This window comes from Ensifer sp. LC163, assembly GCF_001695855.1.
Taxonomy (GTDB): Bacteria; Pseudomonadota; Alphaproteobacteria; order Rhizobiales; family Rhizobiaceae; genus Ensifer.
On record NZ_MBSS01000018.1, the window covers coordinates 36,462 to 61,675 of the forward strand.

19 protein-coding genes and 1 pseudogene are annotated in these 25,214 nt (G+C 61.1%); 14 read left to right on the forward strand and 6 right to left on the reverse strand.

Features of this window, described 5'->3' with window-relative positions; all coding sequences use genetic code 11:
• Positions 1–132 precede the first annotated feature (132 nt).
• The 4 genes from BC360_RS16590 (at position 133) to repC (ending at position 5,925) form a co-directional block, all read left to right on the forward strand.
• Positions 133–1,062, forward strand: a complete 930-nt coding sequence (locus tag BC360_RS16590) for an AraC family transcriptional regulator (RefSeq protein WP_065795987.1) — start codon at positions 133–135, stop codon at positions 1,060–1,062.
• 1,120 nt (positions 1,063–2,182) lie between these two features.
• Positions 2,183–3,391, forward strand: coding sequence for a plasmid partitioning protein RepA (gene repA / locus BC360_RS16600; protein WP_065795989.1), 1,209 nt, complete (start codon positions 2,183–2,185; stop codon positions 3,389–3,391).
• Between the two features lie 94 nt (positions 3,392–3,485).
• Complete coding sequence (repB, locus tag BC360_RS16605) at positions 3,486–4,502, forward strand: plasmid partitioning protein RepB (RefSeq protein WP_065795990.1); 1,017 nt, start codon at positions 3,486–3,488, stop codon at positions 4,500–4,502.
• 205 nt (positions 4,503–4,707) lie between these two features.
• Positions 4,708–5,925, forward strand: a complete 1,218-nt coding sequence (gene repC / locus BC360_RS16610; RefSeq protein ID WP_065795991.1) for a plasmid replication protein RepC — start codon at positions 4,708–4,710, stop codon at positions 5,923–5,925.
• 297 nt (positions 5,926–6,222) lie between these two features.
• On the opposite strand, the gene BC360_RS16615 is transcribed toward repC, so the two are convergent.
• Positions 6,223–6,405, reverse strand: a complete 183-nt coding sequence (locus tag BC360_RS16615; RefSeq protein WP_065795992.1) for a hypothetical protein — start codon at positions 6,403–6,405, stop codon at positions 6,223–6,225.
• A gap of 2,494 nt (positions 6,406–8,899) precedes the next feature.
• Here BC360_RS16615 and BC360_RS16620 point away from each other — a divergent pair.
• Entirely contained in the window at positions 8,900–9,337 is a 438-nt protein-coding gene (locus BC360_RS16620; protein WP_065782070.1) for a hypothetical protein, read from the forward strand.
• A 227-nt stretch (positions 9,338–9,564) separates the two neighbouring features.
• Here the strand turns inward: BC360_RS16620 and BC360_RS16625 are convergent, their stop codons facing one another.
• Positions 9,565–9,771 carry a cold-shock protein gene (locus BC360_RS16625; RefSeq protein WP_065782068.1) on the reverse strand — a complete coding sequence of 69 codons (207 nt, stop codon included), beginning with the start codon at positions 9,769–9,771 and terminating at the stop codon, positions 9,565–9,567.
• A 1,728-nt stretch (positions 9,772–11,499) separates the two neighbouring features.
• Between BC360_RS16625 and BC360_RS33165 the strand changes: the two genes are divergently transcribed.
• Entirely contained in the window at positions 11,500–11,859 is a 360-nt protein-coding gene (locus BC360_RS33165; RefSeq protein WP_065782064.1) for an ArdC-like ssDNA-binding domain-containing protein, read from the forward strand.
• 118 nt (positions 11,860–11,977) lie between these two features.
• The gene (locus BC360_RS16640) at positions 11,978–12,508 is read left to right on the forward strand and encodes a dihydrofolate reductase family protein (protein ID WP_065782062.1); all 531 of its coding nucleotides are present in this window, start codon (positions 11,978–11,980) and stop codon (positions 12,506–12,508) included.
• A gap of 326 nt (positions 12,509–12,834) precedes the next feature.
• Here the strand turns inward: BC360_RS16640 and BC360_RS33170 are convergent, their stop codons facing one another.
• On the reverse strand, positions 12,835–13,074 hold the full coding sequence (locus tag BC360_RS33170; protein ID WP_065795994.1) for an acyl-homoserine-lactone synthase: 240 nt from the start codon (positions 13,072–13,074) through the stop codon (positions 12,835–12,837).
• Positions 13,019–13,348 (reverse strand): annotated as a pseudogene (locus BC360_RS33175) (acyl-homoserine-lactone synthase); the annotation flags it as partial. The pseudogene BC360_RS33175 and the gene BC360_RS33170, both read right to left, overlap by 56 nt.
• 440 nt (positions 13,349–13,788) lie before the next feature.
• Here BC360_RS33175 and repA (BC360_RS16650) point away from each other — a divergent pair.
• Both repA (BC360_RS16650) and repB (BC360_RS16655) read left to right on the forward strand, forming a co-directional pair.
• Positions 13,789–15,012: a plasmid partitioning protein RepA gene (repA, locus tag BC360_RS16650; RefSeq protein WP_065795995.1), complete on the forward strand. Its 1,224-nt coding sequence runs from the start codon at positions 13,789–13,791 to the stop codon at positions 15,010–15,012.
• A 56-nt stretch (positions 15,013–15,068) separates the two neighbouring features.
• Positions 15,069–16,049: a plasmid partitioning protein RepB gene (gene repB, locus BC360_RS16655; RefSeq protein WP_065795996.1), complete on the forward strand. Its 981-nt coding sequence runs from the start codon at positions 15,069–15,071 to the stop codon at positions 16,047–16,049.
• Between the two features lie 291 nt (positions 16,050–16,340).
• Here the strand turns inward: repB (BC360_RS16655) and BC360_RS16660 are convergent, their stop codons facing one another.
• Positions 16,341–17,276, reverse strand: coding sequence for a LysR family transcriptional regulator (locus BC360_RS16660; protein ID WP_065795997.1), 936 nt, complete (start codon positions 17,274–17,276; stop codon positions 16,341–16,343).
• Positions 17,277–17,367: 91 nt separating this feature from the next.
• Here BC360_RS16660 and speB point away from each other — a divergent pair, with 91 nt between their 5' ends.
• The 5 genes from speB to betA all read left to right on the forward strand — a co-directional run bounded on the left by speB (position 17,368) and on the right by betA (position 23,402).
• Positions 17,368–18,345: an agmatinase gene (gene speB, locus BC360_RS16665; protein ID WP_065782050.1), complete on the forward strand. Its 978-nt coding sequence runs from the start codon at positions 17,368–17,370 to the stop codon at positions 18,343–18,345.
• Between the two features lie 89 nt (positions 18,346–18,434).
• Complete coding sequence (locus tag BC360_RS16670; RefSeq protein WP_065795998.1) at positions 18,435–19,943, forward strand: aldehyde dehydrogenase family protein; 1,509 nt, start codon at positions 18,435–18,437, stop codon at positions 19,941–19,943.
• Between the two features lie 122 nt (positions 19,944–20,065).
• On the forward strand, positions 20,066–20,236 hold the full coding sequence (locus BC360_RS31635; protein WP_139110080.1) for a hypothetical protein: 171 nt from the start codon (positions 20,066–20,068) through the stop codon (positions 20,234–20,236).
• A 1-nt stretch (position 20,237) separates the two neighbouring features.
• The gene (locus BC360_RS16675) at positions 20,238–21,698 is read left to right on the forward strand and encodes a purine-cytosine permease family protein (RefSeq protein ID WP_065795999.1); all 1,461 of its coding nucleotides are present in this window, start codon (positions 20,238–20,240) and stop codon (positions 21,696–21,698) included.
• A gap of 18 nt (positions 21,699–21,716) precedes the next feature.
• Complete coding sequence (betA, locus tag BC360_RS16680) at positions 21,717–23,402, forward strand: choline dehydrogenase (protein WP_065796000.1); 1,686 nt, start codon at positions 21,717–21,719, stop codon at positions 23,400–23,402.
• Positions 23,403–23,561: 159 nt separating this feature from the next.
• Here the strand turns inward: betA and BC360_RS16685 are convergent, their stop codons facing one another.
• Entirely contained in the window at positions 23,562–25,031 is a 1,470-nt protein-coding gene (locus BC360_RS16685) for a PLP-dependent aminotransferase family protein (RefSeq protein WP_083222601.1), read from the reverse strand.
• Positions 25,032–25,214: the final 183 nt, after the last annotated feature.

Here is a 25,214-nt window from a genome sequence, read left to right on the forward strand (position 1 = left end):
GAGAAGGTTGCACTGAAGTGCATTTTCCCTCCCAGATTTCTTCTCCCTGATCGTTCAGAACCGGCCATCTTGCGTTGCTGAAAGGTATTATGCGTATAATGCTTGGCGTCACCAGAGAGGTATTGTGCTTTCATGGGTAATTCTATGCTGAAACGCTTGATCGAGAATGGCCCCGCCATGAAGACTGTCTCGCTACCGCGCGGACGCCAAAGCCTGCACACGATGCCGACCAGTACGGGCTATGAGATCCGCACGGATGCAAGTTACGATTGGGATGGACGCAAGCGTGGCCAGACGCCGTTTACCGTGCTGCAGCATACGATCTCGGGTGCCGGGAACCTGCGCTACGAATCGCGCAACCACCGTGTGCGCGAGGGCGAGACGCTGCTCCTTCTCGTGCCGCACAACCATCGCTATTGGCTCGAGCAGAATGGTCGTTGGGAGTTTTTCTGGATCTCCATGAACGGCGAAGAGGCGCTGCGCATCCACAAGGCCATTCTTTCGACAACCGGTCCCATCCTGAACCTGAAGCCCGAGACGATCGAGCACCTGGCAGACTGCAGCCTGCGGCTCATTTCAGGCGGCGGCGAAGCGCCGGGCAGCGCATCGGCTATCGCCTACGAGGCGGCGATGGCGCTCTATGACGACGTCTTCGGCGCACATCCCGTATTTAGCCAGGAATACCGGACAATGCAGCATGTGATCCAGCACATCATGGCGAACCTGGAGCATCCCCTGCCCGTCGAGAGGCTCGCCGAAGTCTCGGGGCTCAGCCGAGCCCATTTCTCGCGCGTCTTTGCCGCCAGCGAAGGCATGCCGCCCGCGGAGTTCGTGCTGCGCAAGAGATTACAGCGAGCAACGAAGCTCCTGACAAAGGCGGCGCATCTCTCGGTCAAGGAAGTGTCGATCATGTCCGGCTTCGAAGACCCGAACTATTTCGCCAAAGTGTTCCGGCGCTATTTTGGCGCAAGTCCCACGGAGTTCCGCACGACGGGCATGTATTCGAGTGTCGCTGCCAGGAGCCAGGAAGCGGCAAACCTCCCTCCTGCGGGAAATGAGTAGCCGCGGTTGCGACCAGCGCCCGCGAAATTCCGAACGGGCAATCCTCCATGGATCCCCTCCCCGCGCCGGTTCAGTGATCCAGTGCATTGCGTAGCCGCGTGCAACTGACTTGCTGCCTCGCTCCTCTTGGAACGGAGAAGCAACGCAGCCTGTGCATAGCTGCATTGCACAATAAATGTTTTCCAAATGATCAAAAAACGATCATAACGCTCACAGCTGATGCACATGGCGGCTTCTCCTCCCAGTGCCGCCGCAGCAGCTGTTCCCCTCTGGAGGTTTTATGACCTTCACACTTCATGGGCCGCGGTCTCCGCAGGCCCATTTTTTTTGCCATGATTTTTTGGTCGATCTCGTCCGGCGCAATTGCCTGGTACGCTTTCGCGCTCATATCGCCCTGCCGTACGTAATACAGCCGCGCTTGTCTGTTCCGCTTTAGCCCGGGTGTCGATCGGGTTAGCAAGCCGGAGCCGATCGCGTACCGCAAGCGTGAGCAGGATCGCTTACGGTCGACCGCTCTCGGCGACGGGCTCCTCAGCGGGAACAGGTTCTGCTTGCAGATCGGGTTCGACCCTCAGATCCAGCTTCCCCCAGATCGATGTCTTTTGGGTATCGGCCCTCACTCTGCGGGACTGCTTGATCTCAACGATGAACGGCTTTGTCTGCTGACGCATGTATCCTCCAGGCGACGAATCGCATTGGAACGATATCGTCTGGTTCGGCAGACGCAACTGCCACATCAGGTGGGTGCGCCGACGGCCAACCCAACCGTTCTCATTCGAATCAATCGATCGAGTCGCAAAAGTGAGGGCCGTTCGATGGCGATTCTGCCGTTTTCGCCTTGTTGCCGACGTCGATCAGCGCAAGAAACGGTTGACAAAGGCACTTGAAGGACGCGCAAAAGTAAGAGCTCGTCGCGCCGGACGTTGAGGCGTTGGCGCGATCAACATGCTGAGAAATATACGAAAAATGGTGGCGCGAAGCCGGGGTGAGGCCGCCGGCACTACAACTGTTAAGGGTTTGTTAACCCTAAAGCGGCTTGTCGGTTCGAATAGAATCGTGTCTCTACTTCCAGACGGAAACAATGCGTCAGACGCGAAGAAACCGTTTTGAAGAGCCCACGATGTTAAAGCCCGCGAATCCCCAGTTTGAAAACGAGACGACGTCCGAGCGTATCACACGTCAGGCGACCGCGCTTTCGGACCGTCTGCGGGCCGTCGGCGAGATCGCGTTTCCGCCGAAGGCGATGAAGTCGCTCAGGTCGTTCACGTCAGGCGAAGTCGCGCAGATCGTCGGCGTCTCGGACGGCTACCTCAGGCAATTGTCTCTGGACGGTCTGGGGCCGATACCGGAACTGGGCACTGCCGGCCGCCGCTCCTACACACTGCGCCAGATCAACGAGCTTCGCGCCTATCTTGCCGAAGCGCGCCCGAAGGAAGCGCTGAAGTTCTGGCCGCGCCGCCGCGAAGGCGACAAGCTGCAGATCATCAGCGTCGCCAACTTCAAGGGCGGCTCGGCCAAGACGACCTCGTCGCTTTATCTCGCACAGGGTCTGGCGCTGCAGGGTTACCGCGTTCTGGCGATCGACCTCGATCCCCAGGCATCCCTGTCTGCCATGTTCGGCTATCAGCCGGAATTCGACATTGCCGAAAATACCACCCTTTACGGTGCGATCCGCTACGACGACGAGCGGGTCGGCATGCGTTCGGTGATCCGTTCGACCTATTTCGAGGGCATCGACCTGGTCCCGGGCAATCTCGAGCTCATGGAGTTTGAGCACGAAACGCCGCGCGCCATGGGCAAGCGCGCCGGACCAGAGGATCTGTTCTTCCGCCGCGTCGCAGCCGCGATCAATGAAGTCGAGGCGGACTACGACGTCGTTGTCATCGACTGCCCGCCGCAACTCGGCTTCCTGACCATGGGCGCTCTCAATGCCGCAACCGGTATGCTGGTGACGATCCACCCGCAGATGGTTGATGTCGCCTCGATGAGCCAGTTCCTATTGATGACGGCCGATCTTATCGCTGTCATCGAGGACGCCGGCGCACACCTGAACTACGATTTCATGAAGTTCGTCGTGACCAGACACGACCCGCGCGACGTGCCCGAACAGGAGATCGTCGGACTGTTGCGCGACCTCTTCGGAAGCGATGTCCTCAACGCGACGGCCTGGAAGTCGACCGCCATCGCAAATGCGGGCCTCACCAAGCAGTCGCTGTTCGAATTGTCGAAAGGTGCCGTCGGGCGGTCCGTTTATGATCGCGCCATGGAATCCGTCAACGCAGTCAACACCGAGGTGATCGACCTGATTTCGCAGGTATGGCAGCGATGAGTGATTGCGCCTTCCCCGTGCCAGTACTCTTTCCCCTTGGGCGAGCGATGTTGTCTACAGACAACGCCTCGCCTCTATCGAGGAGGTCCTTCCATTGAGCAAGCGCACCCAGTCCATTCGCTCGATGTTTGCCGGGCAGAGCGAGCATGCCATTGACAATGACATCAAGCGGCCGTCGCTGCCACGCGTGAGTTCCGGCGCAGTGCGCTCACTCAAGGATACCTTCTCCGACGTCGAGAAGGAGTATGAAGTGCTTCGCGCGAAGCTTGCTTCGGGCCAGCTCGCCGTGGAGGTCGACCCTTCCCTGATCGATCCCTCGCCTCTTGCCGATCGCTTCAGCGAGCAGGACGCTGTCAGTTTCGAGGCGTTGAAGACTTCGATCCGGGAAAGGGGCCAGGAAATTCCCGTCCTCGTTCGCGAGCACCCTTCGGTCACCGGCCGCTACCAGAGCGCCTATGGGCATCGCCGCATTCGCGCCGCTCGTGCACTCAATATCCCTGTCAAGGCCTATGTGCGCACGCTGACCGATGAAGATCTGGTCGTCGCGCAAGGGGTGGAGAACTCCGCCCGTGAAGATCTGAGCTTCATCGAACGCGCGGTATTTGCCGGTCGTTTGGAGGATGCAGGGTTTGCTCGGGCGCTGATCCAGTCGGCACTTTCCGTTGACCGGGCTGAAGTTTCCAAGCTTGTCGCCGTTGCGCGCGCGCTGCCAGGTGAACTTGTGGACGCCATCGGGCGTGCACCGAAGATTGGTCGCGGCCGTTGGCAGTCGCTGGTCGATGCGATCGGCAACGAGGCGGCATTGAAGCGTGCGCTGGCTGTTGCAACGAAACCCGGCTTTGCGACACGGGAAACGGACGACCGCTTTATGGTGGCGTTTGCGGCGGCAACCAAATCCGAGGAGAGGCCGGCCGCTCAGCTTGCGCCCGAGGTCGTTACCAGCGGATCAGGCGCGGAGATTGGAAAGGTGGCTACGACCGACAAGCAATGGCGCCTGTCGATCCGGCGCGATCGCAATGACGGATTTGCAGATTATCTGACGGCGAAGCTGCCCGAGCTGTTTGAAGCTTACGAGGCGGTGCTTGCGGAAAAGCAGAGCAGCGCCGAATAGGGCGCCGTACTGAAGACTGAAAATTTAGAGGAGCAGCACCGGCAAAAGAAAAAAGGCCCCCGAAACACCGTCTCTGAAGGCCCTTTCTCGTCATTTGGCGATTTCGAGATTCGCACTTCCGGGATTCACAGTCAAGACTCTCTCAAGAGATTTGGCGCCGTTTCGGTGACCGCTATTCCTTTGCCTGAAAGAAGGTAAGGCTGAAATGGACAGGTTATCCGTAACGACGCCATTCGGGCGGCGGCCGATGTCGCTCGCCCTGGTGAAGGGGCAGATCAGATCGTCCGGCGTAAAAGCCGGAAAGACCGTCGACAAGTGGAAGGTCCTTCGCGACGTATGCGAGGCAAGGACGCTTCTTGGTGTCCAGGACCGTGCTCTGGCCGTGCTGAATGCACTGCTGTCGTTCTATCCGCAGGGCGAACTGGCCGAAGGCAAGGACCTCATCGTGTTTCCGTCGAACGCGCAGCTGACCCATCGTGCCAATGGCATCGGTGGCAGCACGCTTCGCCGCAGCCTCGCTGCATTGGTCGAGGCGGGCCTGGTTTCGCGCAAGGACAGCCCGAACGGCAAGAGATACGCGCGCAAGGATGGTGAGGGCGGCATCGAAGAGGCCTATGGCTTCGACCTCGCGCCGCTGTTGGCCCGCTCGGAAGAACTGGCAGGAATGGCGCAGGAAGTTGCGGCCGAACGCCGGCGGTTTCTGATCGCCAAGGAGCGTGTGTCCCTGTGCCGTCGAGACATTCGCAAGCTGATTACTGCCGCGATCGAAGAGGGGGCCGCCGGCGATTGGGCTCATGTCGAAGACATGTTTGTCGCCCTCGTCGCACGAATTCCACGCTCGCCGAGCCTGAAGGACTTGGCGGCCATCGCCGATGAGATGACGCTTCTGCACGAAGAAGTCGTCAACATGCTGGATGATAACGAATTTTCCGAGAATATGACCGGCAATGCTGGTCCATTTGAGCGGCACATACAGAATTCAAAACCCGAATCCTTCCATGAACTTGAACCTAGCTCTGAAAAAGAGCAGGGCGAAAAGCCGAAGGCAGAAACTGGAGCAAAGCCGAAGGGCTTACAGCCATTCCCGTTGGAGATGGTCTTGCGGGCCTGCCCCGAGATCAAACCGTTCGGGCCAAACGGCGAGGTTTCGAGTTGGCGTGACCTCATGATGGCTGCCGTGACGGTCCGCTCGATGCTTGCCGTCAGCCCGTCAGCCTATGAGGAGGCGTGCGAGGTGATGGGGCCGGCAACGGCAGCATCTGTGGTGGCCTGCATCTACGAGCGATCAGGTCACATCAATTCGGCCGGCGGCTATCTCAGAGATCTGACGAACCGAGCGCGGCGCGGTGAGTTCTCGATTGGGCCCATGCTGATGGCACTGCTTCGCGGGGCGCCGGCATCCAATCTGGCTTCCGCATCGTGAGCCGCCCTGGAGATGGGCATACGTGGTTTCGGCTCGAAGCTTCCCTTCGAGAGCGGCGCTGTAACACTTTGAGTTGCTGCATAATTTTGTCCTTAAATCGATTCCGATTTAAGGAATCATGCAGGAGCGAGTGTCTGAAACAGCGAATGCCGGCGCCCCCATAGGGGTTTGCCGCGCCAGGGGGCCGGCCATTTCTCCGGAATGGGTTGGCAGGCCGGTCGCGGTTTCGACGATCGGTTGTCGTCGCCACAGCCCCTGACCTCCCCTCCTCCAATTTCGTCGCGGTAGGGAATGCCGTTAGCGCGATTGCTGCGACACCATCGGAAGATAGACGGTCGGAACTGAGGGCTTCTTGCCAACAAGCTCGCTTCCGACAAGCAGATAGGCCGAAAGCGCGAAGACCAAGATGAGTAATATGCCAACGGGCAGGCCGGCGGAGGCGTGACGTTCTGGCTTCAGGTAGTTTCTTTCATCCAACATAGCGACCTCCATTTGCACGACCGGAACGGGGAAAGGGTGCAGCTGGCTCCCGGGAAACGGGCAGAGCCGAGGGACAGGTTCTTGGAATTTGTGGCTGGCGGCATTCTAGCACCAGGACCGGCCGATCACCTGAGACCGGAGGTAGCATGAGGCCTGGATGTGAGGATTGTTCGCGCCCTGTTCTTAGCTATTTCGGGCGTCATCCAAAGAGGCGAAGCGGAAATGTGTTTAAACAGGCAATTCCGCGTCCTGGCCGTTCAAATGCAGATCCGAAAATCCGCGCGTCGCGTTGCGCTATGCGGAACCGGGTCTTCCGGCTGGAGGTGCCGTGACCCGTCATTCCAAATGGCTGACGAACTCGCGAGCGTCTGTAACTTGCGCGGCGCGCATTTATGAACAAGCCGACGGTTCCCAGCAACTGGCGCGGCTCGTCCGTGTCACATTCGGTTGCCAGGCAATTGGCTGGTGGCTTTAGTCAACCGGCGATCACCGGATCGGTCGCCGCACGGTCCGATGATCCTCGTCACACCAGCGGTGTTGCGCCGGAAGATCTCTTGCCGATGGACGCCGTCATGGTTTCACCATGTCTGCGTATACGACAACCGGGCTGAAAGTGCTTGGCGGTCTCGTTGGCGCTCGCACTACTTGGCCGGTTGATCCCGTGGGTCAGGCTTCCACCGCGACATCGCTGCGAGGCCCGAGGCAAGCCGACGCTTGTCGGCGCTGTTGCAATTATGGGCATCCGAAGCGGCCCTGGTTAGAACTGCGGGAACAGAAGAGCCCGACGATGACAGCAGGGCAATAGGAAAAGTGTCGCTAGAGTTCCGCCGAGATAGACAGGTGTCCTTTCGCCCGCGGATTTGTGGCGATGCATGTAAAAAAATTCCGGTGATGGCGAGGCTAGAGATGCGCCGGCCAGCGCCCGCATCGCAATGAGTTGCAAAGTGTGTCCAGACTTGCCGTGTGAGGTCCATGCCATAGGACCGATCGACCAAGGGTCATCCGCTAATGATCATGATTTCATTGGCAGGCAACCTTGTCGCGGATCCGCAAATGGCCCTCAAGCGTATCTTTCACCTACATCGGTCGCCTCAGTCCCGGCCAGTGGCTATCCTGCGCAGCCGCGATTACGTGCGGGCATGGGAAATGACGGTCTTGATTTCGGCATCGTCGTCCGATCGATCGGGCGCCAGCGCGTCCGCGGCGGCCTCGTTTCCCTTGGTATTAGGTCACCCCATTCGTTCGCGCGACGCGCCAGGTGCTTTGCAGACGGGTCGGCCATGCGTGTCGCAATTCCTTGAAAGTCGCCGCCAACCGGATTGTCGCGGCGCGAAATCTGCTGGCAACCGCTCGGATTTCACCGAGCCATGGGAAAGCGGGATTGGTCATGTTCCTGCGATTTCGGCGCCCAGATATCACGCAAGGACGCTCGGGAGGAGCCCTGTTGTTGTTGGTTGCACAACGTTAACTATATGTTCCTGTGACCAATAAACCGCGTAACGGAAGAAAAGGTGGAATTTACTTCTGCCACACAAACACCGGCGCAGCACGGTTGATATTGTCGCGTTTGGCTATGGCCGGTGATTTCGGGTAAAATGCCGTTGAAATAATGTTCATCGGTAGCAACTTTCGCTTGCTCCATCGCGCAAAATTGCCAGCTTGCGAAGCGCAGGTGCGTCCGTATTGGACGAGCCAAAGTGCGGTTCTCCATGTGCGAAACGGACGGCAGAGTTCGTCGAGCGCTGCCGGCGGGTACCGCCGGGCGAAGGTGCTATTTCACGCATGGGCTTAGCCCGGTGCTGCGACGCGATCGGATGCTCTGGAACATGGTTGAGGCTTGGACAAGAGTGCTCCCGTGGGTCGGTGCGTTTGGTCAGTTGGGAAACGCCGACCTTTTGAACGCCGGCACTCTGATGGTCTGTCAACCCGATGGGCTAATGCAGGATGTGCGATGCATCCCGAGAACGGGAAAGCCTCCGCAAAGGGTGAGCATATTCGAGAGAATATATGTCATTTCCAGCGTCCTCCAATGTGGGTTGGCAGCGATTGAATGGTTTCACGGGATTGCTGTTCGGGCACGTCGCAATTGAGAATTGCAGACATCGCCGTTAGCTACCGGAAGCGGCGCACGCGTTCTATTGAGCGCGACCAGCTGCCCTCTGTTGACATTGACGCGCTGAGTAATGCCCCGGCGGCGGAATTATGCAGCAACTCAAAGTGTTACAGCGACCTTTGCGCGTCTAAATAGACGCGCGGCGCTGTAACGTCATGGCATCCCGTATGTCGCAGTTTCTCCCCTCGCCTTCCCGAGTCCAGATCGGGAAGCTCTGGGGCGACTTTCAAAGGGCCTGATCCGACAGTGTCGGAATGCCGCCGCAACATGCGATGACTTGCGATCGCCCGTCTCACCAGCATCGTGATTGGACAGCGCCACCGACTAGGAACAGGCTGGTGTTGGGCTGGCTTTCGCAACGTCGTTTGATTGGAGGCGACAATGAAGCATCACACCTTGGAGCAGTTGCAGAACATTGCGCAGATAGAGCCATTCTTCGGTGCGCACGAGATGACGCGCCGCCAGCGACTGGAACGTTGGGCAGAGTTGTTGGAGGATATTCGGCATAGGCACCTCGATACGCTTCATGAAACCGAATTCCAGTTCAGTGACGAGCGAGATGCGCTACGTAGCGACTACTCGCCGATAACGGTCGCCTTCCGCGATCCGGTTCTCCATGCGGCCGGCATGGACAACGACACCTATGGCGAGGCGAAACGCTTCTTCGAGATCTGTGACGAAGAGCTGCATGACATCGTCTGCTACTGCCGCTTCGGCACAACGGTCAGCGCGGCCGCCGCGGCGCGCCAGGTCCGCGCTTTACTTTCGGAGCGGCCGAAGAGCTTCTGGTCGGCGGTGGCTGCATTTTTCATCGCCTAGGCTGGCGCTGCGGCCGCGATTTATAACCGATCGGGGTGCTGCTCGAAGGGCGCGACCCCTTTCCGTGTAGGGCGTATTGACCCAGTTTCGCGGCAATGTTGTGCGCTTAAATACATCGTTGGGAACGATCAGCGTAGCCTTGGATGTTGTGTCCTGATCCGGGGGTCGCGGATGCTGGTCTTCCAATAGGCCGCGCGGCCCATTGGAAGGGGTGTTCCCGGATCGGGTCAGGCGCGCAGGTTGTCAGCCGACATCTTGCCTGATTTGCGGTCCTGGACCAGGTCGTAGCTGATCTTCTGGCCGTCGTTCAGACCGCGCATGCCTGCTCGCTCGACGGCGGAAGCATGGACGAAGACGTCTGTACCGCCATCGTCGGGCTGGATGAAGCCGTAGCCCTTCGTCGAGTTAAACCACTTCACGGTACCAGTCGCCATAACTTTCCCCTTTGTAAGCCTTGGAACCAGGGGTTCGCACGGCGTGTGTTGCGCCATCAAAACTAGCCCATCGGGCAGAGAAGGGAAGAGGGTGCTCCAAATTATGTCGTTTGAGCCGGTTTCTTTTTGCGTTGGCATTAACGGCACGGGAGATGGCCAGCAAACCTCCGGATCACGTTGGCATCAAGGACCGATTTGTTGTCTGCAGACAACAGATGATTGGAGGCCACCACCCCCATTTTCGAAGCATGAATGCAGTTGCGTGTACGCTATTGTTCGGAAGGTAGTCCGACCTTGGATGTTGTCTGCAGACAACAAAAGCAAGACCGAGCGGTCGCCGGGCCTAATGGGACGCAAGGTTCGCAGCCATGCCCTGCCCTCTTGGTGTGCATGGTCGCGGGGTGGGAGATCATTGGGCGGGGTCTGTGCTGCGGATTTGGCGAGCGTGTCGGGACGGCCGGCGCGATAACGCTTGTTGGCTGACGCCGTCACCCGACGCTGCTGCTGGAATACGTGCGTTGGCGTGCACGAAGCGGCACTCCGGTCCAGCGGGTCCGATCGCCGTTGGTGGTCGGTCTTGCGCTGATTGGCGGACGCGTAACCCTTGGGTTTTCGAAGGCTTGGATCGCGGCCGGTGTTGTCAGCTGACAACATCGCACGATTCCGATGTTTCCAACGGCAGGCTGAAGACGGGAACTGGTGGTCGGGATTCAGGTATCGCCGTGCGTAGTGCGCATGCCGATGACTGGCATATGCGACGGTCGCAGAGGCGCTCCAGGTGACCGCCCACCATCGATGTTGTCTGCAGACAACAAACCGACCTTCCATCCCTTTAGGCATGCCTTGAGGTGGGCGGGCGATGGCCGTCTCGCGAGCGTTGTTTTGGGTGGCCGTGGACCCCGAGATTCCCGTCTGCTTTGTTTTCAGAGGAAAGGAGGTCTCTAATGCAAGATGGCAAGCTAAAAGCGTCATAGATCGACGCGTCGCAGCATGCAATCAGAAGTATGAGGTTGGCTACTTCGCGAAGGAGCATGATATCAAGGAAGGCGATACCCGAGGCATCATCAAACAGCGTGGTATCGCCCCGCGCACGCAAATGCGCTTCGGTTCGTTGGCGTGCCCCCGACGTCATCGGAGCGTCTTGCAGGGGCCGGTGGTGAGAAGGGCTCTGATGCATGGGGAAAGTCATCTCACGTCGACGCAGTGGTCATTACTCGTCTAGGATCTGGTCGTCGGTGCTTCATTCGACCGCGAGAGCCCCCTGAACCCCCGTCATCAGCCGACTGATGCCGTTCCCTTTGAATTCGCCTATGCTCTGATGTAGGCTTGTTTCGGCGAAACACCTTGATCGGCTCCTCTGGTCAACCGACCGCGACGAGACGAAATCTCAGGCGTGTTGACGAAAGGTTCTGGGCCCGCGCCTGCCAATGGGGCACCGCGCCGCGTCTGTCGTGGCAGTGCAAAACCTGCCCGTGACTGACAAAAATCGAGATCTTGCAAGAGGTTGCGCACCTGGCAGTGGATTTATCCAATCAAGGACAGTTGGGCGCGGTCATCCGGGTGGTGGAAGTGAATATGCCGATTGCTTCCGTATCGGAATATTACCTCGTGAATTCATATCGTTAATAAAGTGTACAACTGCTCAGTCTGCCTTGCAAATCCGTCACCTTTAAACACCCCACGCTTTACCAAGGGTCATCAGAAGCTCACACTGAAATCTGTCTCTTTTTGAACGGTGAAGCTCTGGGGGTCCGGATCGCTGCATTATCCTGCGGGAGATCGGTCGGGCACGGAGCTTGCGGGCTGGCCGCCCGAGAGGCCGGCTACGCTGAAAATCATTGGGCTACCTTCAAGCAGCGGTCCGAGAAGGGCGCGCGCGCCAGCAAGGGGGCAAAGGCCACTCCGGTCATCTGGTTCAAAAAGCTCGAGTGCAAGGGCGACGGCGCCGATGACGAGGATAGCCGCCACGCTCGCTGCGTCCGCCTGAGCTGGGTGTTCAACTCCGCCAGGTCGATGGCTGCCAGCCCGCGAAGGGCGCTCGCCCAAGGACAACCAAATCTCCCCGATTCGAGCTGGCCGATGCGCTGATTGCCGCCAGCCGCGCAAAAATCCGCTACGAGGGCGCGCGGGTGGCCAGATTGTAGCCCGCTTCATTTGCGCGTATCTTCGGCTCGGCCCCGGGAAAGCGGCGAGGAGCAGATTCCGTATGGCGAAGCTCGTCTTTGGCTTGAACCAGTCGCTGGACGGCTACGTCGACCACACGGCGTTTGCGCCCGATCCTACGCTTTTTCGTCATTTCATCGACGACGTGCGCGGCCTAGCCGGCAGTGTGTATGGTCGCCGCATGTACGAGACGATGCGGTATTGGGACGAAGATCACCCCGAGTGGGACGAGGCACAACGTGACTATGCGGTGGCGTGGCGTAGCCAACCCAAGTGGGTTGTGTCGCGCTCGATGAAGTCGGTCGGCCCGAACGCCACTCTTGTCGAGGATGAGGTCGAGGCGGCGATACGCGGGCTGAAAGCTCAACTCGATGGGGTGATTGAAGTCTCCGGACCAGAGTTAGCGAGAAGCCTGACTGATCTAGGCCTTGTCGACGAGTATCAATTGTACATGCATCCCGTTGTGCTCGGCGGCGGTAAGCCGTTCTTCGCCGGCCCGCGGCCGCCACTGCGCCTCGTGGCGAGCGATCGTATCGGCGAGAACGTAATCAGGTTGACATACGTGCCAGCATAGTCAGGGCGATTAGCCGACGGATAGCTGAAGTCGCCGCTTTTGGGATCGGTGACGCCAGTCTTTGATGTCCGCGATGAGGTCGGAAGCTGCCGCAACGCTGGTCAAAAGATATGGCTTCGGCGTCAAGATTGTCGCTCGAACGACATGGAGCACAAGCTTGCCTCCGGTGCGGCAAACTCGCACCGACGATCGTTGAGGGGAATAGCCCGGAAGGGTTTGGGATCGCACTTCATGAGCAGCCGAGCGATTTCGCCCTGCCCGATGCTGGCCCGCATCAATTGGGCGCTTTGCGACGATGGCTCATATCGGCAACAGGGCGTCGGGCGTTACATCTGCCACGGATGCGTAGGTATGGGGGAACACCCTGCCCTGCCGAGAATTCGTTCGACGACGACGTCTGTTGCCGCGACGATCTCGGTGTAGCCATTGACCAGGCACCACTCCATGATGCCGGCAAACATGACCCGGGTGATTTCGTGGAGTGCCCCCTTCCCCCCGCTCGCACACCGCCGTGTCCACGCAGAAGCGCGAGCTTTCGACCATCTGGTGCTTGCGAGTAAGAACATTGTCGCCCAAGTTTTCGGAAAACACGGTCGTGACCATCATCGGCCGGCTTGCCGGCGGCAGGCGCACGCAGGCGACGACCCTGCCAGTGCCGTTCAAGGCGATGATGTAGGCGGGGCGCAGATCGTCGAAGGTATCGCGCTCGCGGCCATCGCGTATTGTCACGTCCCAGCCGAGGCGTTCGGAAAACACGCGGGCCCGCAGTCTGAACATCTGATCGAGATAAGCGTCCGACCTGTCACTGGCGCTGCCTGGCAATGCCGTAATGCTGATCACCCCTGCTTCCTCCTCGTTGCGGCGTTGAGGGGTGCGGCAGATCCATCGGCGGTTCAGGTCGCAGAAATGCAGGCGAGATTTCGTGACAAAGCGCTCGAAGCCGAGGCTCAAGGGAAGAGCCGAATCGGCCTTGCCAAGCCGAGTTCGAAGGTGAGTCGCCCCGATGCCGGTCTTTCGCGCAGGGATTGCCGCTCGTTGCTGCCGGTAGAAGAACGCTCGCCCCCGCAAATCTGCGAGCGGCCTCTGGTAGGGCTGATGCGCTCTAAGGCAAAGGATTCAAAGGACAATTTGCTATTTTGCGTGAGGATATCCGGCACCCTGTGCGAGCAACGTTAATCCTCTGTTAACCCTATATTCCTTGCCAGCAGGGCAATTTGACCCCTAATAACGCTTGGGCCGTCTATCCGACCGAAAAACCGTTATTCGAGAGTTACCCTGAAATGAACGCTAATTCGCCCTCCGCGGCGCCTGCGCAGCCAATGCAATTCGAGGATCTGATCCTGGAACAGGGCGACCTGATCTCGAAGAAGCTTCATCTCTTGAGCATGCAGCAGTTCCCCCCGAACGCCAAGAAGCTGCTACGCCAGTTCTCGCTAAATGAAGTCGCGCAGTTTTTGGGTGTGTCGCAGAGCACCCTGAAAAAGCTTCACCTTGAAGGCAAGGGGCCCCTTCCCCAGACGTCGACGTCGGGAAGGCGTTCCTATAGCGCCGAGCAGATGGTGGAACTCCGCCAATATCTCGACCAGCATGGTCGCTCGGAGGCACGCAACTACGTGCCGCAACGGCGGGTCGGCGAAAAACTTCAAATCATTGCAGTCGTCAACTTCAAGGGCGGTTCGGGCAAGACGACGACGGCTGCCCACCTGGCGCAGTACATGGCCCTGACCGGCCACCGGGTGCTGGCCGTCGACCTCGACCCGCAGGCCTCTCTCTCCTCGCTTCACGGCTTCCAGCCTGAGCTCGACATGACGCCGTCGCTTTACGAGGCGATCCGGTACGACGAACAGCGTCGGCCGATTTCCGAGATCATCTTGCCGACGAATTTCCCGGGGCTCGACATCATCCCCGCGAACCTCGAACTGCAGGAATTCGAGTACGACACGCCGCTTGCGATGTCGAACAGGAGTTCGAATGAGGGCAAGACCTTCTTCACGCGCATCTCTCGCGCGCTTGCCGAAGTGGATGACCGATACGACGTCGTCGTGATCGACTGCCCTCCCCAGCTAGGGTATCTGACGATCACGGCGCTGACCGCAGCCACGAGCGTTCTCATTACAATTCATCCGCAGATGCTCGATGTTATGTCGATGGGGCAATTCCTCCTGATGCTCGGCGGCATCTTGAAGCCGATCCGCGATGCGGGTGCCGAGGTGAACCTGGAATGGTATCGCTATCTGATCACCCGGTATGAGCCGACAGACGGACCGCAGGCGCAGATGGTCGGCTTCATGCAGACCCTGTTCCACCAGTTCGTGCTGAAGAACCAGATGCTGAAGTCAACAGCGGTGTCGGACGCCGGGATCACGAAGCAGACGCTTTATGAAGTCGACAAGAGCCAGATGACGCGCTCGACCTATGAGCGCGCCATGGACGCCTTCAACGCTGTCAATGCCGAAATCACCGACCTGGTGCACGCGTCCTGGGGACGCAAGGTCGCCGGCTGACGATCGCCGCGGTATGGGATGACCGCAAATGCGGTACTGACGAATGGAGTAACGAGATGGCGAGAAAGAACCTACTGGCAGGCCTGGTCGACGCAGCCGATATCCCGCAGGGAGACATCGCGCCCGCCTATCCGATGCGCGGTGCATCGAAGAGCATGGTTCGTTCGCTCGATGAACTCTCCCGACAGGCCGACAAGTTTCTCGAGGGTGAGGCGGTCGTTGAACTCGATCCGGGATCGATCGAGCGATCCTTCGTGGCCGACCGCCTGGAGGATGACCGAGACGAATTCGAGGCTCTCAAGCACGCGATCGCTGAACGAGGCCAGGATACGCCGATCCTGGTGCGCCCTCACCCGTCGGTTTCTGGTCGCTATCAGGTGGTGTTCGGACATCGCCGTGCTCGGGCCGCTCGCGAACTCGGCCGCAAGGTCAAGGCCGTCGTCAAGGCGCTGGATGATCGCACGCACGTCATCGCCCAGGGGCAGGAGAATTCCGCGCGTGCCAATCTCTCCTTCATCGAGCGGGCGAGCTTTGCCCATAGCCTGGAGGCGCTTGGATATGACCGCTCGGTGATCTCTGCATCGCTTGCTGCCGACAAGACCGCGATCTCGAAGATGATGACCGTGACCGAACGGATTTCGACTGCGGTCATCGAGAAGATAGGCCCTGCCCCGTCAACCGGACGCGATCGTTGGCTTGAACTCTCGCTCCTTGCCGGCAAGGCCGACAACGCCGAACAGATCGGTGAAGTCCTCGGCCAGGCTTGGTTTGGCTCGCTCGGCAGCGACGAGCGTTTCAATGCGCTCTTCAACGCGCTTGCGACGTCGAAGAAGCCCGTCAGAAAGGCGGTGCCTCAGGTCAAGGATCGCTGGCAGGCCGAAGATAAAGCTGTGCAAGCTCAGTATTCGAACTCCGGCAAGGCATTCGCGCTTTCAATGAAATCGAAGAATGCCGGACAGTTCGGAAAATACCTCGCAGACAACCTCGATCGGCTTTACGCCGAGTTCCTGTCAGCGAAGGATCGAAAAGAAGACTGAACGCGCAGTTGCGAGCGCAGACCGGCAACGCGCGAGGAAGGCGTCATGATTTTGTGAGGCCGTTTGGTGTGGAGTTGCCGGCCGGCAATTGCAGAAAATTACGATGAAAAATCAATATATTGCTCGCATTTTGGAATCAAGCCGAATCGCGTCATAGGTGAATTCGGGCCAGCCGTGCTGCGTCCAGTTCCATGTCATGAGTTATTGAATTCTTTTCTATAACTGTAAGCGGTGCATTGACGCCGTCTGGCGACAGCGGGGGATTGACAACGTATTCGGCGGGTATTGGAGTTATTTCGGGGTTAGCCGCCTGCTGACGGCAATCGCCCGAGCGAGCATTTCTGCGGCCCGCGAGGGCTTGTTGCGCGGATAGGCAATGTGAAATGTGTCCTCGAAGGTCATTCTTTCCGGGGCAAGCAGCCGCAGTCGGCCGAGGCGGACCCATTCGTCGGCGTAGTGATCGGGCAGGAAACCGATATAGGCGCCGGAGAGCAGGAGCAACAGCGTTCCTTCCATATGGGGGGTGGCTGCCGCCCAATTGAAGTTCACCCCGCAGATCGTCTCGTTCAGCATGTAGGTGCGACCGGCGAAGGATTGCGTTTCGAGAAGCGCGTCCGTGAGTTCCGCATCGGGGCGGGGGAAGAGCGGGTGTCCCTCGGCGCAGTAGAGTTTCTGCACCTCGGCAAAGACCGGTTGACTGCGGAAATGCGGCATGACGCTGCCGACCGACGGCATGAGCACGATCTGGTAGGATCCGTTCAGAAGCCCCTGGTGCAGCACCTGAGGGGCGGCGACGTCGATTTCCAGATGCACGCGCGGCGCCTCGGCGTGAAAGGCGGCGAGCGCACCCGGGAGGTTCAGGTCGCGATTGGTGATCATCGCATCGACGGTGCCGAAGGTGAGGCTGCCCATGAGCTCGCCTTGAGCCTCGCCGACGCGGCTTTGGAACTTCTCCAACGAACCGAGGAGTTCCAGCGTGGCCTCATAGACGAGCCGTCCCTCATCCGTCAGCAGGAAGCCGCTACGGCCGCGGCTGCACAGGCGCAGACCCAGGCGATCCTCCAGATGGCGCATATGGGTGGAGATCGTCGCCTGCGTCATGCCGAGCGCGGCCTGGGCGGCGGAGAAGCCGCCACACTGAACGACGGAGGCGAAAACGCGCAGCAGTCGAAGCTCGGCATCGCCGAGCGACAGATTGAGGACGCGGTGGCGGATCTTGTTGATCATGCATTGATTAAGTCACAACTAAACATCCAATCATAGATATTTTTATGTGTATCTGCCTTCTGCACACTCCCTCCATCTGTGGAGGACAGACATGGCCAGCAATTCTTATGAGTCCGGACGTTTGAACCTGCCGTTCGTCGGCATCTGCACCTTCGGCAAATATCCCTATCAGCCGGACTGGGACGCGATCGACGCGGACGTTGCCATTCTCGGAGCGCCGTTCGACTGCGGCACGCAATGGCGGGCGGGAACGCGCTTCGGGCCGCGCGCCATTCGCGAAGCCTCGACGCTGTTTTCCTTCGGCCACGGCGGCGCCTACGATCATGAGGACGACGTCACCTATCTGCCCAGCGGAGAGGTTTCGATCGTCGATATCGGCGATGCCGACATCGTTCATACCGACACGATGAAGAGCCATGCCAATATCGAATTCGGCGTGCGCAAGATCCTTGCCGCCGGTGCGCTGCCGGTGGTGCTGGGTGGCGATCATTCCGTCAACATCCCCTGCGTCAACGCCTTTGCCGAGGACTGTGCCCGTAACGGACCGATCCACATCGTCCAGATCGACGCGCATCTCGATTTCGTCGACGAGCGTCACGGCGTGCGCTACGGCCATGGCAACCCGATGCGCCGCGCAGCGGAAAAGCCCTATGTCAGCGGCCTGTCGCAGCTCGGCATCCGCAACGTCTCCTCCACGGCGAAGGAGGGCTATGAGGATGCCCGCAAGATGGGCTCCGACATTCTGTCGGTACGGCAGATCCGGGCACTCGGCACGGATGCGGTCGTCGAGCGCGTGCCGGCCGGGGCGCGCTACTACGTCACCATCGACATCGACGGTTTCGACCCGTCGATCGCGCCGGGCACCGGCACGCCGTCGCACGGCGGCTTCATCTACTACGAGGTGCTGGAGATCCTGGCGGCGCTGACCAAGCGCGGCACGGTCGTCGGCATCGACCTGGTCGAGGTGGCGCCCGACTACGACCACACCGGCGGCACCTCCATTCTGGCGGCACAGGTGCTGATGAACCTGATCGGTCGCGTCATGCATGACAGAGCAACGCAGCCCTGATCGAAAAACCAGGGGAGGGCGGTGCGGCACTGCCGACATCGCAAAAAACCGGTGCGCGTGGAGCGCCCGGCTGATGAGGAGGAAGAGACATGGACGATAGCGTCCGCAACTATCTGGAACAGTATGGCGTCAGCGACGCGACGCGCCGGTTCCTGGCCAAACCGCAGACGATGTTCATCGGTGGAGCCTGGGTCGACAGTAGCGACGGCGCGACTTTCGACGTCTTCGAGCCCTCCACTGGGGGCCAGATAACCCGAGTTCCCTCGGGCACGACGGACGATCTCGACCGCGCCGTCGCAGCCGCGCGCCGGCAGTTCGACGGTGGGGAGTGGCGCCGCCTCAAGCCACTCGAGCGAGAGCGCCTCCTGCACCGCCTCGCCGATCTTATCGAAATGCACGCTGCAGAATTGGCGGAAATCGAAGCCATCGACATGGGCAAGTCGGTGACGTTTGCCCGCGAGGTAGACGTTCAGGGGACGATCGATACCTTCCGCTATTTCGCCGGCTGGGCTTCCAAGCTGCACGGGCGCACCGTCGAGCCGTCCATTCCCGGCAACTACCTGGCCTATACGCGCAAGGAGCCTCTTGGTGTCGTTGCGGCCATCGTTCCCTGGAACTTTCCGCTCCAGACCATGGCCTGGAAGCTCGCGGCCGCGCTTGCGGTCGGCTGCACGACGGTCGTCAAGCCGGCTGAACTGACGTCGCTTTCGACCCTCCGCTTCGCGGAGTTGGTACAGGAGGCCGGAATCCCGGACGGCGTGGTCAATGTCGTGACCGGCCGGGGTAGTGTGGTCGGTGCGGCCATGTCGTCCCACCCGGGGATCGACAAGGTTACGTTTACCGGTTCTACGCCGGTCGGGCAGGAGGTCGGCCGGACCGCGGTCGGCGAGCTCAAGCACGTCACGCTGGAACTGGGAGGGAAATCACCCGTTCTGGTGCTCGAGGATGCCGACCTGACGAGCGCTGCCCGCGCCGTGGCCAACGGCGTGTTCTTCAACTCCGGGCAGGTCTGCGATGCCGGTACGCGTGTCTATGTCCAGCGATCGGTTCACGATGCCTTCCTCGACGAACTGGTCGCCGTCACCCGCACGCTGAAGATCGCGCCGGGCCTCGACCGCGATTGCTACATCGGACCCCTGGTGTCGGCGCAGCAGAAGAAGGTCGTTTCTGCGTATATCGAGGCTGGCCGCCGCGAAGGCGCCGAACTGATCCATGGGGGCGGCAGCCCCGATCGGCCGGGCCATTTCATCGAGCCCGCCATCTTCGCCCACTGCAAACCCGAAATGAGCATCGTGCGCGAGGAAATCTTCGGGCCTGTGCTGGCCACCGCCGCCTTCGGCAATCTGGACGACGCGGTCGCGCTGGCGAACGACTCCGCTTTCGGCCTCGCCGCCGCCATCTATTCGAACGACCTGTCGCGTGTGCATGGGCTTATTCCGCGCCTGCAGGCCGGCTCGATCTACGTCAACGCCCACAGCACCATCGATCCCTCCATGCCGTTCGGCGGCTTCAAGGCGTCGGGCTTCGGCAAGGATCTGGGGCCGGAGCAGCTGGACTACCTGATGGAGACGAAGGCTGTCTGGATCACGCTGCCATGAGGCCCTGACCCATCGCCCGGCCGCCGCCCATGGGTGGCCCGGTTCCAAAGATCGGCGGCTGATGGAGCCGCAATTTCTCGCGGAAAGACGCCAGAAGGCGCGGTGCGACAAGGGGAACGACCATGGAAGACAACGATATCGCCTGGCAAAACGAGCTGGCGCGCCGCGCCCGCATCTATGAGGATATTGAGGCGGGGCACTGCTTCGAGGGCACGATGACCGCGCTCGACTATACCGGCATGACTGTACTGACGGTCGTGCTCGTCGCCGCCTTCTGGATCTGGGGGGCCTGAGATGACCGATCATGTTGCACACGAGCTTGTCGCCGCCGAAGTCGAGCGGGAGGACGCCAGCCGCAATCGCGCCGCCGCCGAACGCGGTGACGCGCCGCTGCTGCCGTCCGAGCGGCTCTGGGGCTTCTGGGAATTCACCTACGCCAATTCGGCGCTCGCCATCGCCACCTGGGCCTTCCTGATCGGTGGCGCCATCGGCCTTTTCGTCGGGCCGAAGGAGGGCATCGCCGCGATCATTATCGGCAACATCGTTGGCGTGGTTTTGACGGCGCTCGCCACCACCACCATGTCCGGCCGCTACGGCGTCGAGCAGTTCATCGCGCTGCGCAGCCAGTTCGGCTACAACGGCAGCCGCGTCGTCTATGTGCTGGCCGTGGTGCTGCTCACCATGGGCTGGCTTGCGGTACTCGCCATGATGTTCGGCCGCTCGATCGACGGCCTGATGGCGCTCAGCGCCGGGGAGGCCGCCAACCCGACCGGCGTCAAGATGATCATCGCCGCCGTCGGCGCCATCCTCGTCACCTGGTTCATCGTCGCCAAGGGGCCGACCTCGATCAAGTTCTTCAACATGGTCGTCTCGCCCGCGCTGGTGATCCTGATGGTGGTGATGCTCTATCTCATCCTCAGTCACCATTCCCTAGGCGAACTTCTGGCGATGCCGGCGCTCTCGCCTCCCTTCGAGGACAAGACGCTGAACTTCATCGTCGCGGTCGAAGTGAACCTTGCCGCCGGCTTCTCCTGGTGGCCCTATATCGGCAACCTGGCGCGGCTCACCAAGAACGAGCGCACCGCGTTCTGGCCGAACGTCCTCGGCATCTTCGGCGCCGCCGCGCTCGGCGAGATCGTCGGTCTCCTGGCGGCCGTCGCGCTCGGCGAGAGCGATCCGACCATCTGGATGACCAGGATCGCCGGTCCCGTCATCGGCATCATCGCGCTGCTCTTCGTCGCCTTCGCCAACATGACCTCAATGGCGAACATCCTCTACACTTCCATCGTCGGCCTGAGGCAGGTCGGGACGGCCTCGGTGCGCGCCATTTCCTGGGGCACGGTCCTCTTCCTGTTCTGCCTCATCCCGCTCGGCCTCGTGATCTTCTATCCGCAGATGTATGACGGCTTCTTCATCTTCCTCGTCTGGACCTCGGCGCTCAATTCCGCGCTCGCCGGCATCGGCATCGTCGATTACTTCTTCCTGCGCGGCCAGAAGCTCGACATGCGCAGCCTGCACGGGCCGCAGGAAAACGGCCCCTACCGCTTCTGGGCGGGGTTCAACCCCATCGGGCTCTTCGCGCTCGCCGTCGGCTGCATCGTCTATGTCGTCGTCTTCAATCCGCAGACGCTCGCGAGCCTGCCGGCCTTCAAATACCTCACCGCTTCGCTTCCCGCCTGCCTTGCGGCCGGCGCCGTCCACTATGTCCTGACCCGGCTCTTCGCCCGCGGGCGCGGCTGGGGCCTCTATCCGTAACCTTCCGGAACCACCGCCATGACCGATACCTACGACTACATCATCATCGGCGCCGGATCGGCCGGCTGCGTGCTCGCTAACCGGCTTTCGGAAGACCCGGCCACCAAGGTTCTGGTCCTCGAATACGGCGGCAGCGACAAGTCGATCTTCATCCAGATGCCGACGGCGCTGTCCATTCCGATGAACGGCACGAAATACAACTGGAAATACATGACGCTGCCGGAACCCGGCCTCGACGGCCGCCGGGTCCATTGCCCGCGCGGAAAAGTCATCGGTGGCTCCTCCTCGATCAACGGGCTCGTCTACATGCGCGGCCACGCCCGAGATTTCGACGAGTGGGAGGAATTGGGCGCGCGCGGCTGGCGATACGCCAATTGCCTGCCATATTTCCAGCGCGCGGAAAGCTGGCAGGACGGGGGCGACGCCTATCGCGGCGGCGCCGGCCCGCTTGCCACCAATGCCGGCAACAGGATGCAGAACCCGCTCTACCGCGCCTTCGTCGATGCCGGCCGCGAGGCGGGCTACATCGCCACCGACGACCCGAACGGCCATCTGCAGGAAGGTTTCGGACCCATGCATATGACCGTGAAGGACGGCGTGCGCTGGTCGACGGCGAATGCCTACCTCAAGCCGGCGATGAACCGGCCGAACCTCACCGTGATCACCCATGCCATGACGCGGCGCGTGCTGCTGCACGGAAAACGCGCTGTCGGCGTCGAATATGAACTGGGCGGCGAACGCATCGTGGCGAAGGCGAGCCGCGAGGTGCTGATTTCCTCCGGCCCGATCGGCTCGCCGCACCTTCTGCAACGCTCCGGCATCGGCCCGGCGGCGGTGCTGCGTCAGGCGGGCGTTCCCGTTCTGCACGACCTGCCCGGTGTCGGTGAGAACCTGCAGGATCATTCCGAGGTCTATATCCAATATGCCTGCAAGGAGCCGATCACGCTCAACGGCAAGATGGGACTGTTGAGCCGCGCCCTGATCGGCGCCGAATGGCTGCTATTCAAGAAGGGGCTTTCGGTCTCCAACCACTTTGAAAGCGGCGGCTTCATCCGTTCCGACGCCTCGCTTCAATGGCCGGATATCCAGTTCCATTTCCTGCCGGCAGCCATGCGTTACGACGGCAAGAAGCCGCTCGACGGCCATGGCTTCATGGTGCTGACCGGGCCGAACAAACCCAAGAGCCGCGGCCATGTCAGGCTTCGGTCGCCGGAAGCCCATGAGCAGCCCGATATCCTGTTCAACTACCTCGACCGCGAGGAGGATCGCGAAGGCTTCCGCCGCTGCCTGCGGCTGACCCGCGAAATCGTCGCCCAGCCGGCCTTCGACCGCTTCCGCGGCGAGGAGATCGCGCCGGGCGAAAATGTCCGCAGTGACGACGAGATCGACGCTTGGGTGCGCGAAACCATGGAAAGCACCTACCATCCCTGCGGCTCCTGCCGCATGGGCGAGGATGCCATGGCGGTGGTCGACAGCGATCTCAAGGTGCGCGGTCTCGAAGGGCTGCGGGTGATCGACAGTTCCGTCTTCCCCGCCGAACCGAACGCCAACCTCAATGCGCCGACCATCATGCTGGCCGAGCGCGCCTCCGACATCGTGCGCGGCAAGCCCTTGCTTGCCGCCTCGAATGCCGAGGTCGGCGTCGCGCCCGGCGTCGGCGTCACCCAGCGCAGCGGCACGCCGATGCGTGCGGTGCGGCACTAGGAGCAGGGGCATGCTGCGGGGCATAGGATATGTCGTCGCGCGCCGGGATCGCGACGATCCGGAAGAGCCCCACGATTGGGCTCTCTTCATCGAAACGCTTCTCCGCCGGCTGAGGTCCCGCTTCGGCGAAAGGCCTCGCGCGGAAACGGCGGAGCGGCCTCACGGCTGCGAAAGCGCTTCGGCAAGACGGCCGAGATAGGGCTTCATCCGCTCGGCGGGCACACCGGCATAGCCGAGGATGAGCGCGCCCGGCCGTCGGGTCGCGATCGTATAGTCGGACAGTGGATAACATTGCAGCCCGGCGTCGAGCACGGCGCGATGCACTGCCCGGTCGCCGCGGCTGCCTTCCAGCCAGGCGAGCGCGTTGAGCCCGCTTTCGGAGCAATCGACGCGCGCAAGCCCGGCAAGCGCCGTCCGGCCTGCCTCCTGGAAAGCCTCGCGGCGTTCGGCATAGAGGCCGCGCATGCGCCGCAGATGGCTGGCGAAATGGCCGCCACCGATGAATTCGGCAAGGGCGAGCTGGGTTTCCACCGGCACGCTGCGATGGATCAGGCCCGAAAGATTGCGGAAGGCGCCGACGAGCTGCGGCGGCAGCACGAGATAGCCGACGCGGATGCCCGGATAGAGCGCCTTGCTGAAGCTGCCCGCATAGATGATCCGGTCATGGCTGTCGACGGAGCGCATGGAGGGCAGCGGCGCGCCGTCGTAGCGGAATTCGCTGTCGTAATCGTCCTCGATGATCCAGGCATCGTTCGCCCGCGCCCATTCGAGGAGGGCGAGCCGGCGCGGCAGCGAGAGCGTCACCCCGAGCGGGTGGTGGCGCGAGGGCATGACGAAGGCAAGCCGCGCGTCGGGATGGCGCGCCATGGCGCCCGCGACATCCATGCCGTCGGAATCGACATCCACGGGGCAAAGATGCAGCCCGAGCGTGCGGAACAGGTTGCTTGTCGTGACGGGGCCAGGGTCCTCGAACCAGATGCCGTCGCCGGGATCGGCGAGCGCCAGGGCGGCGAGCGTGAAGGCGGCATGCCCGCCGGGCGTGATGACGATCTGTTCCGGATCGCAGGAGTCACGCCGGTGCAGGGCGAGATATTCGGCGATCCTCTGGCGCAGCACCAGTTCGCCCGCGACATCGCCGTAGCCCATGGTGGCCCTGCCGCTGCGCGTCACCGCATTCCAGCATTTGCGCCAGACGGCGAAGGGAAAGCGGTCGAGCGCCGGTTGGTTGGGCAGGAAGGGTTTTTGTTCCATCTGACCGATTTCGGCCGATACGCCGCGCGATAGGGCGCCGATCCGCGACAGGCGCGGCGACGCATCGCTCTCGCCCAGCGTGAAGTGCGGTTTCGGCAACTGGCGGGGCAGGGCTTGGGAAACGAAGGTGCCCGCGCCCTGCCGCGCCTCCAGGTAACCTTCCGCCTTCAGGTTCTCCAGGACCCGCACCAGCGTCTGGCGCGACAGGCCCAGCTCTTCCGCAAGGATGCGGCTTGCCGGTAGGCGCGCGCCGGCGCGCAGGTGCCCGCGCAGGATCGCCATGCGCAACTGGTCCTGCACCTGGCGGAATTTCGGCAGGGCCACCGCCGCGTCGAGGCGAAGGAAGGGCAGGATCGGGCCTTCGAGCTGCTTGGCCAAGGTGTGCCTCCGAAAATTGGTACAGTCGAACACACAATAATGGACGTTTGATTGTTGTCCAATTGTTACATCCTCTCCTTACACGAAGACGCACCGATGCAGCCCCAAAGGACGCAGACAGGTGCAAGGGGAACCGGGCCGGGCGGCAAGGCCGACGACCGGATGCAAGGACCAGAACAGCCA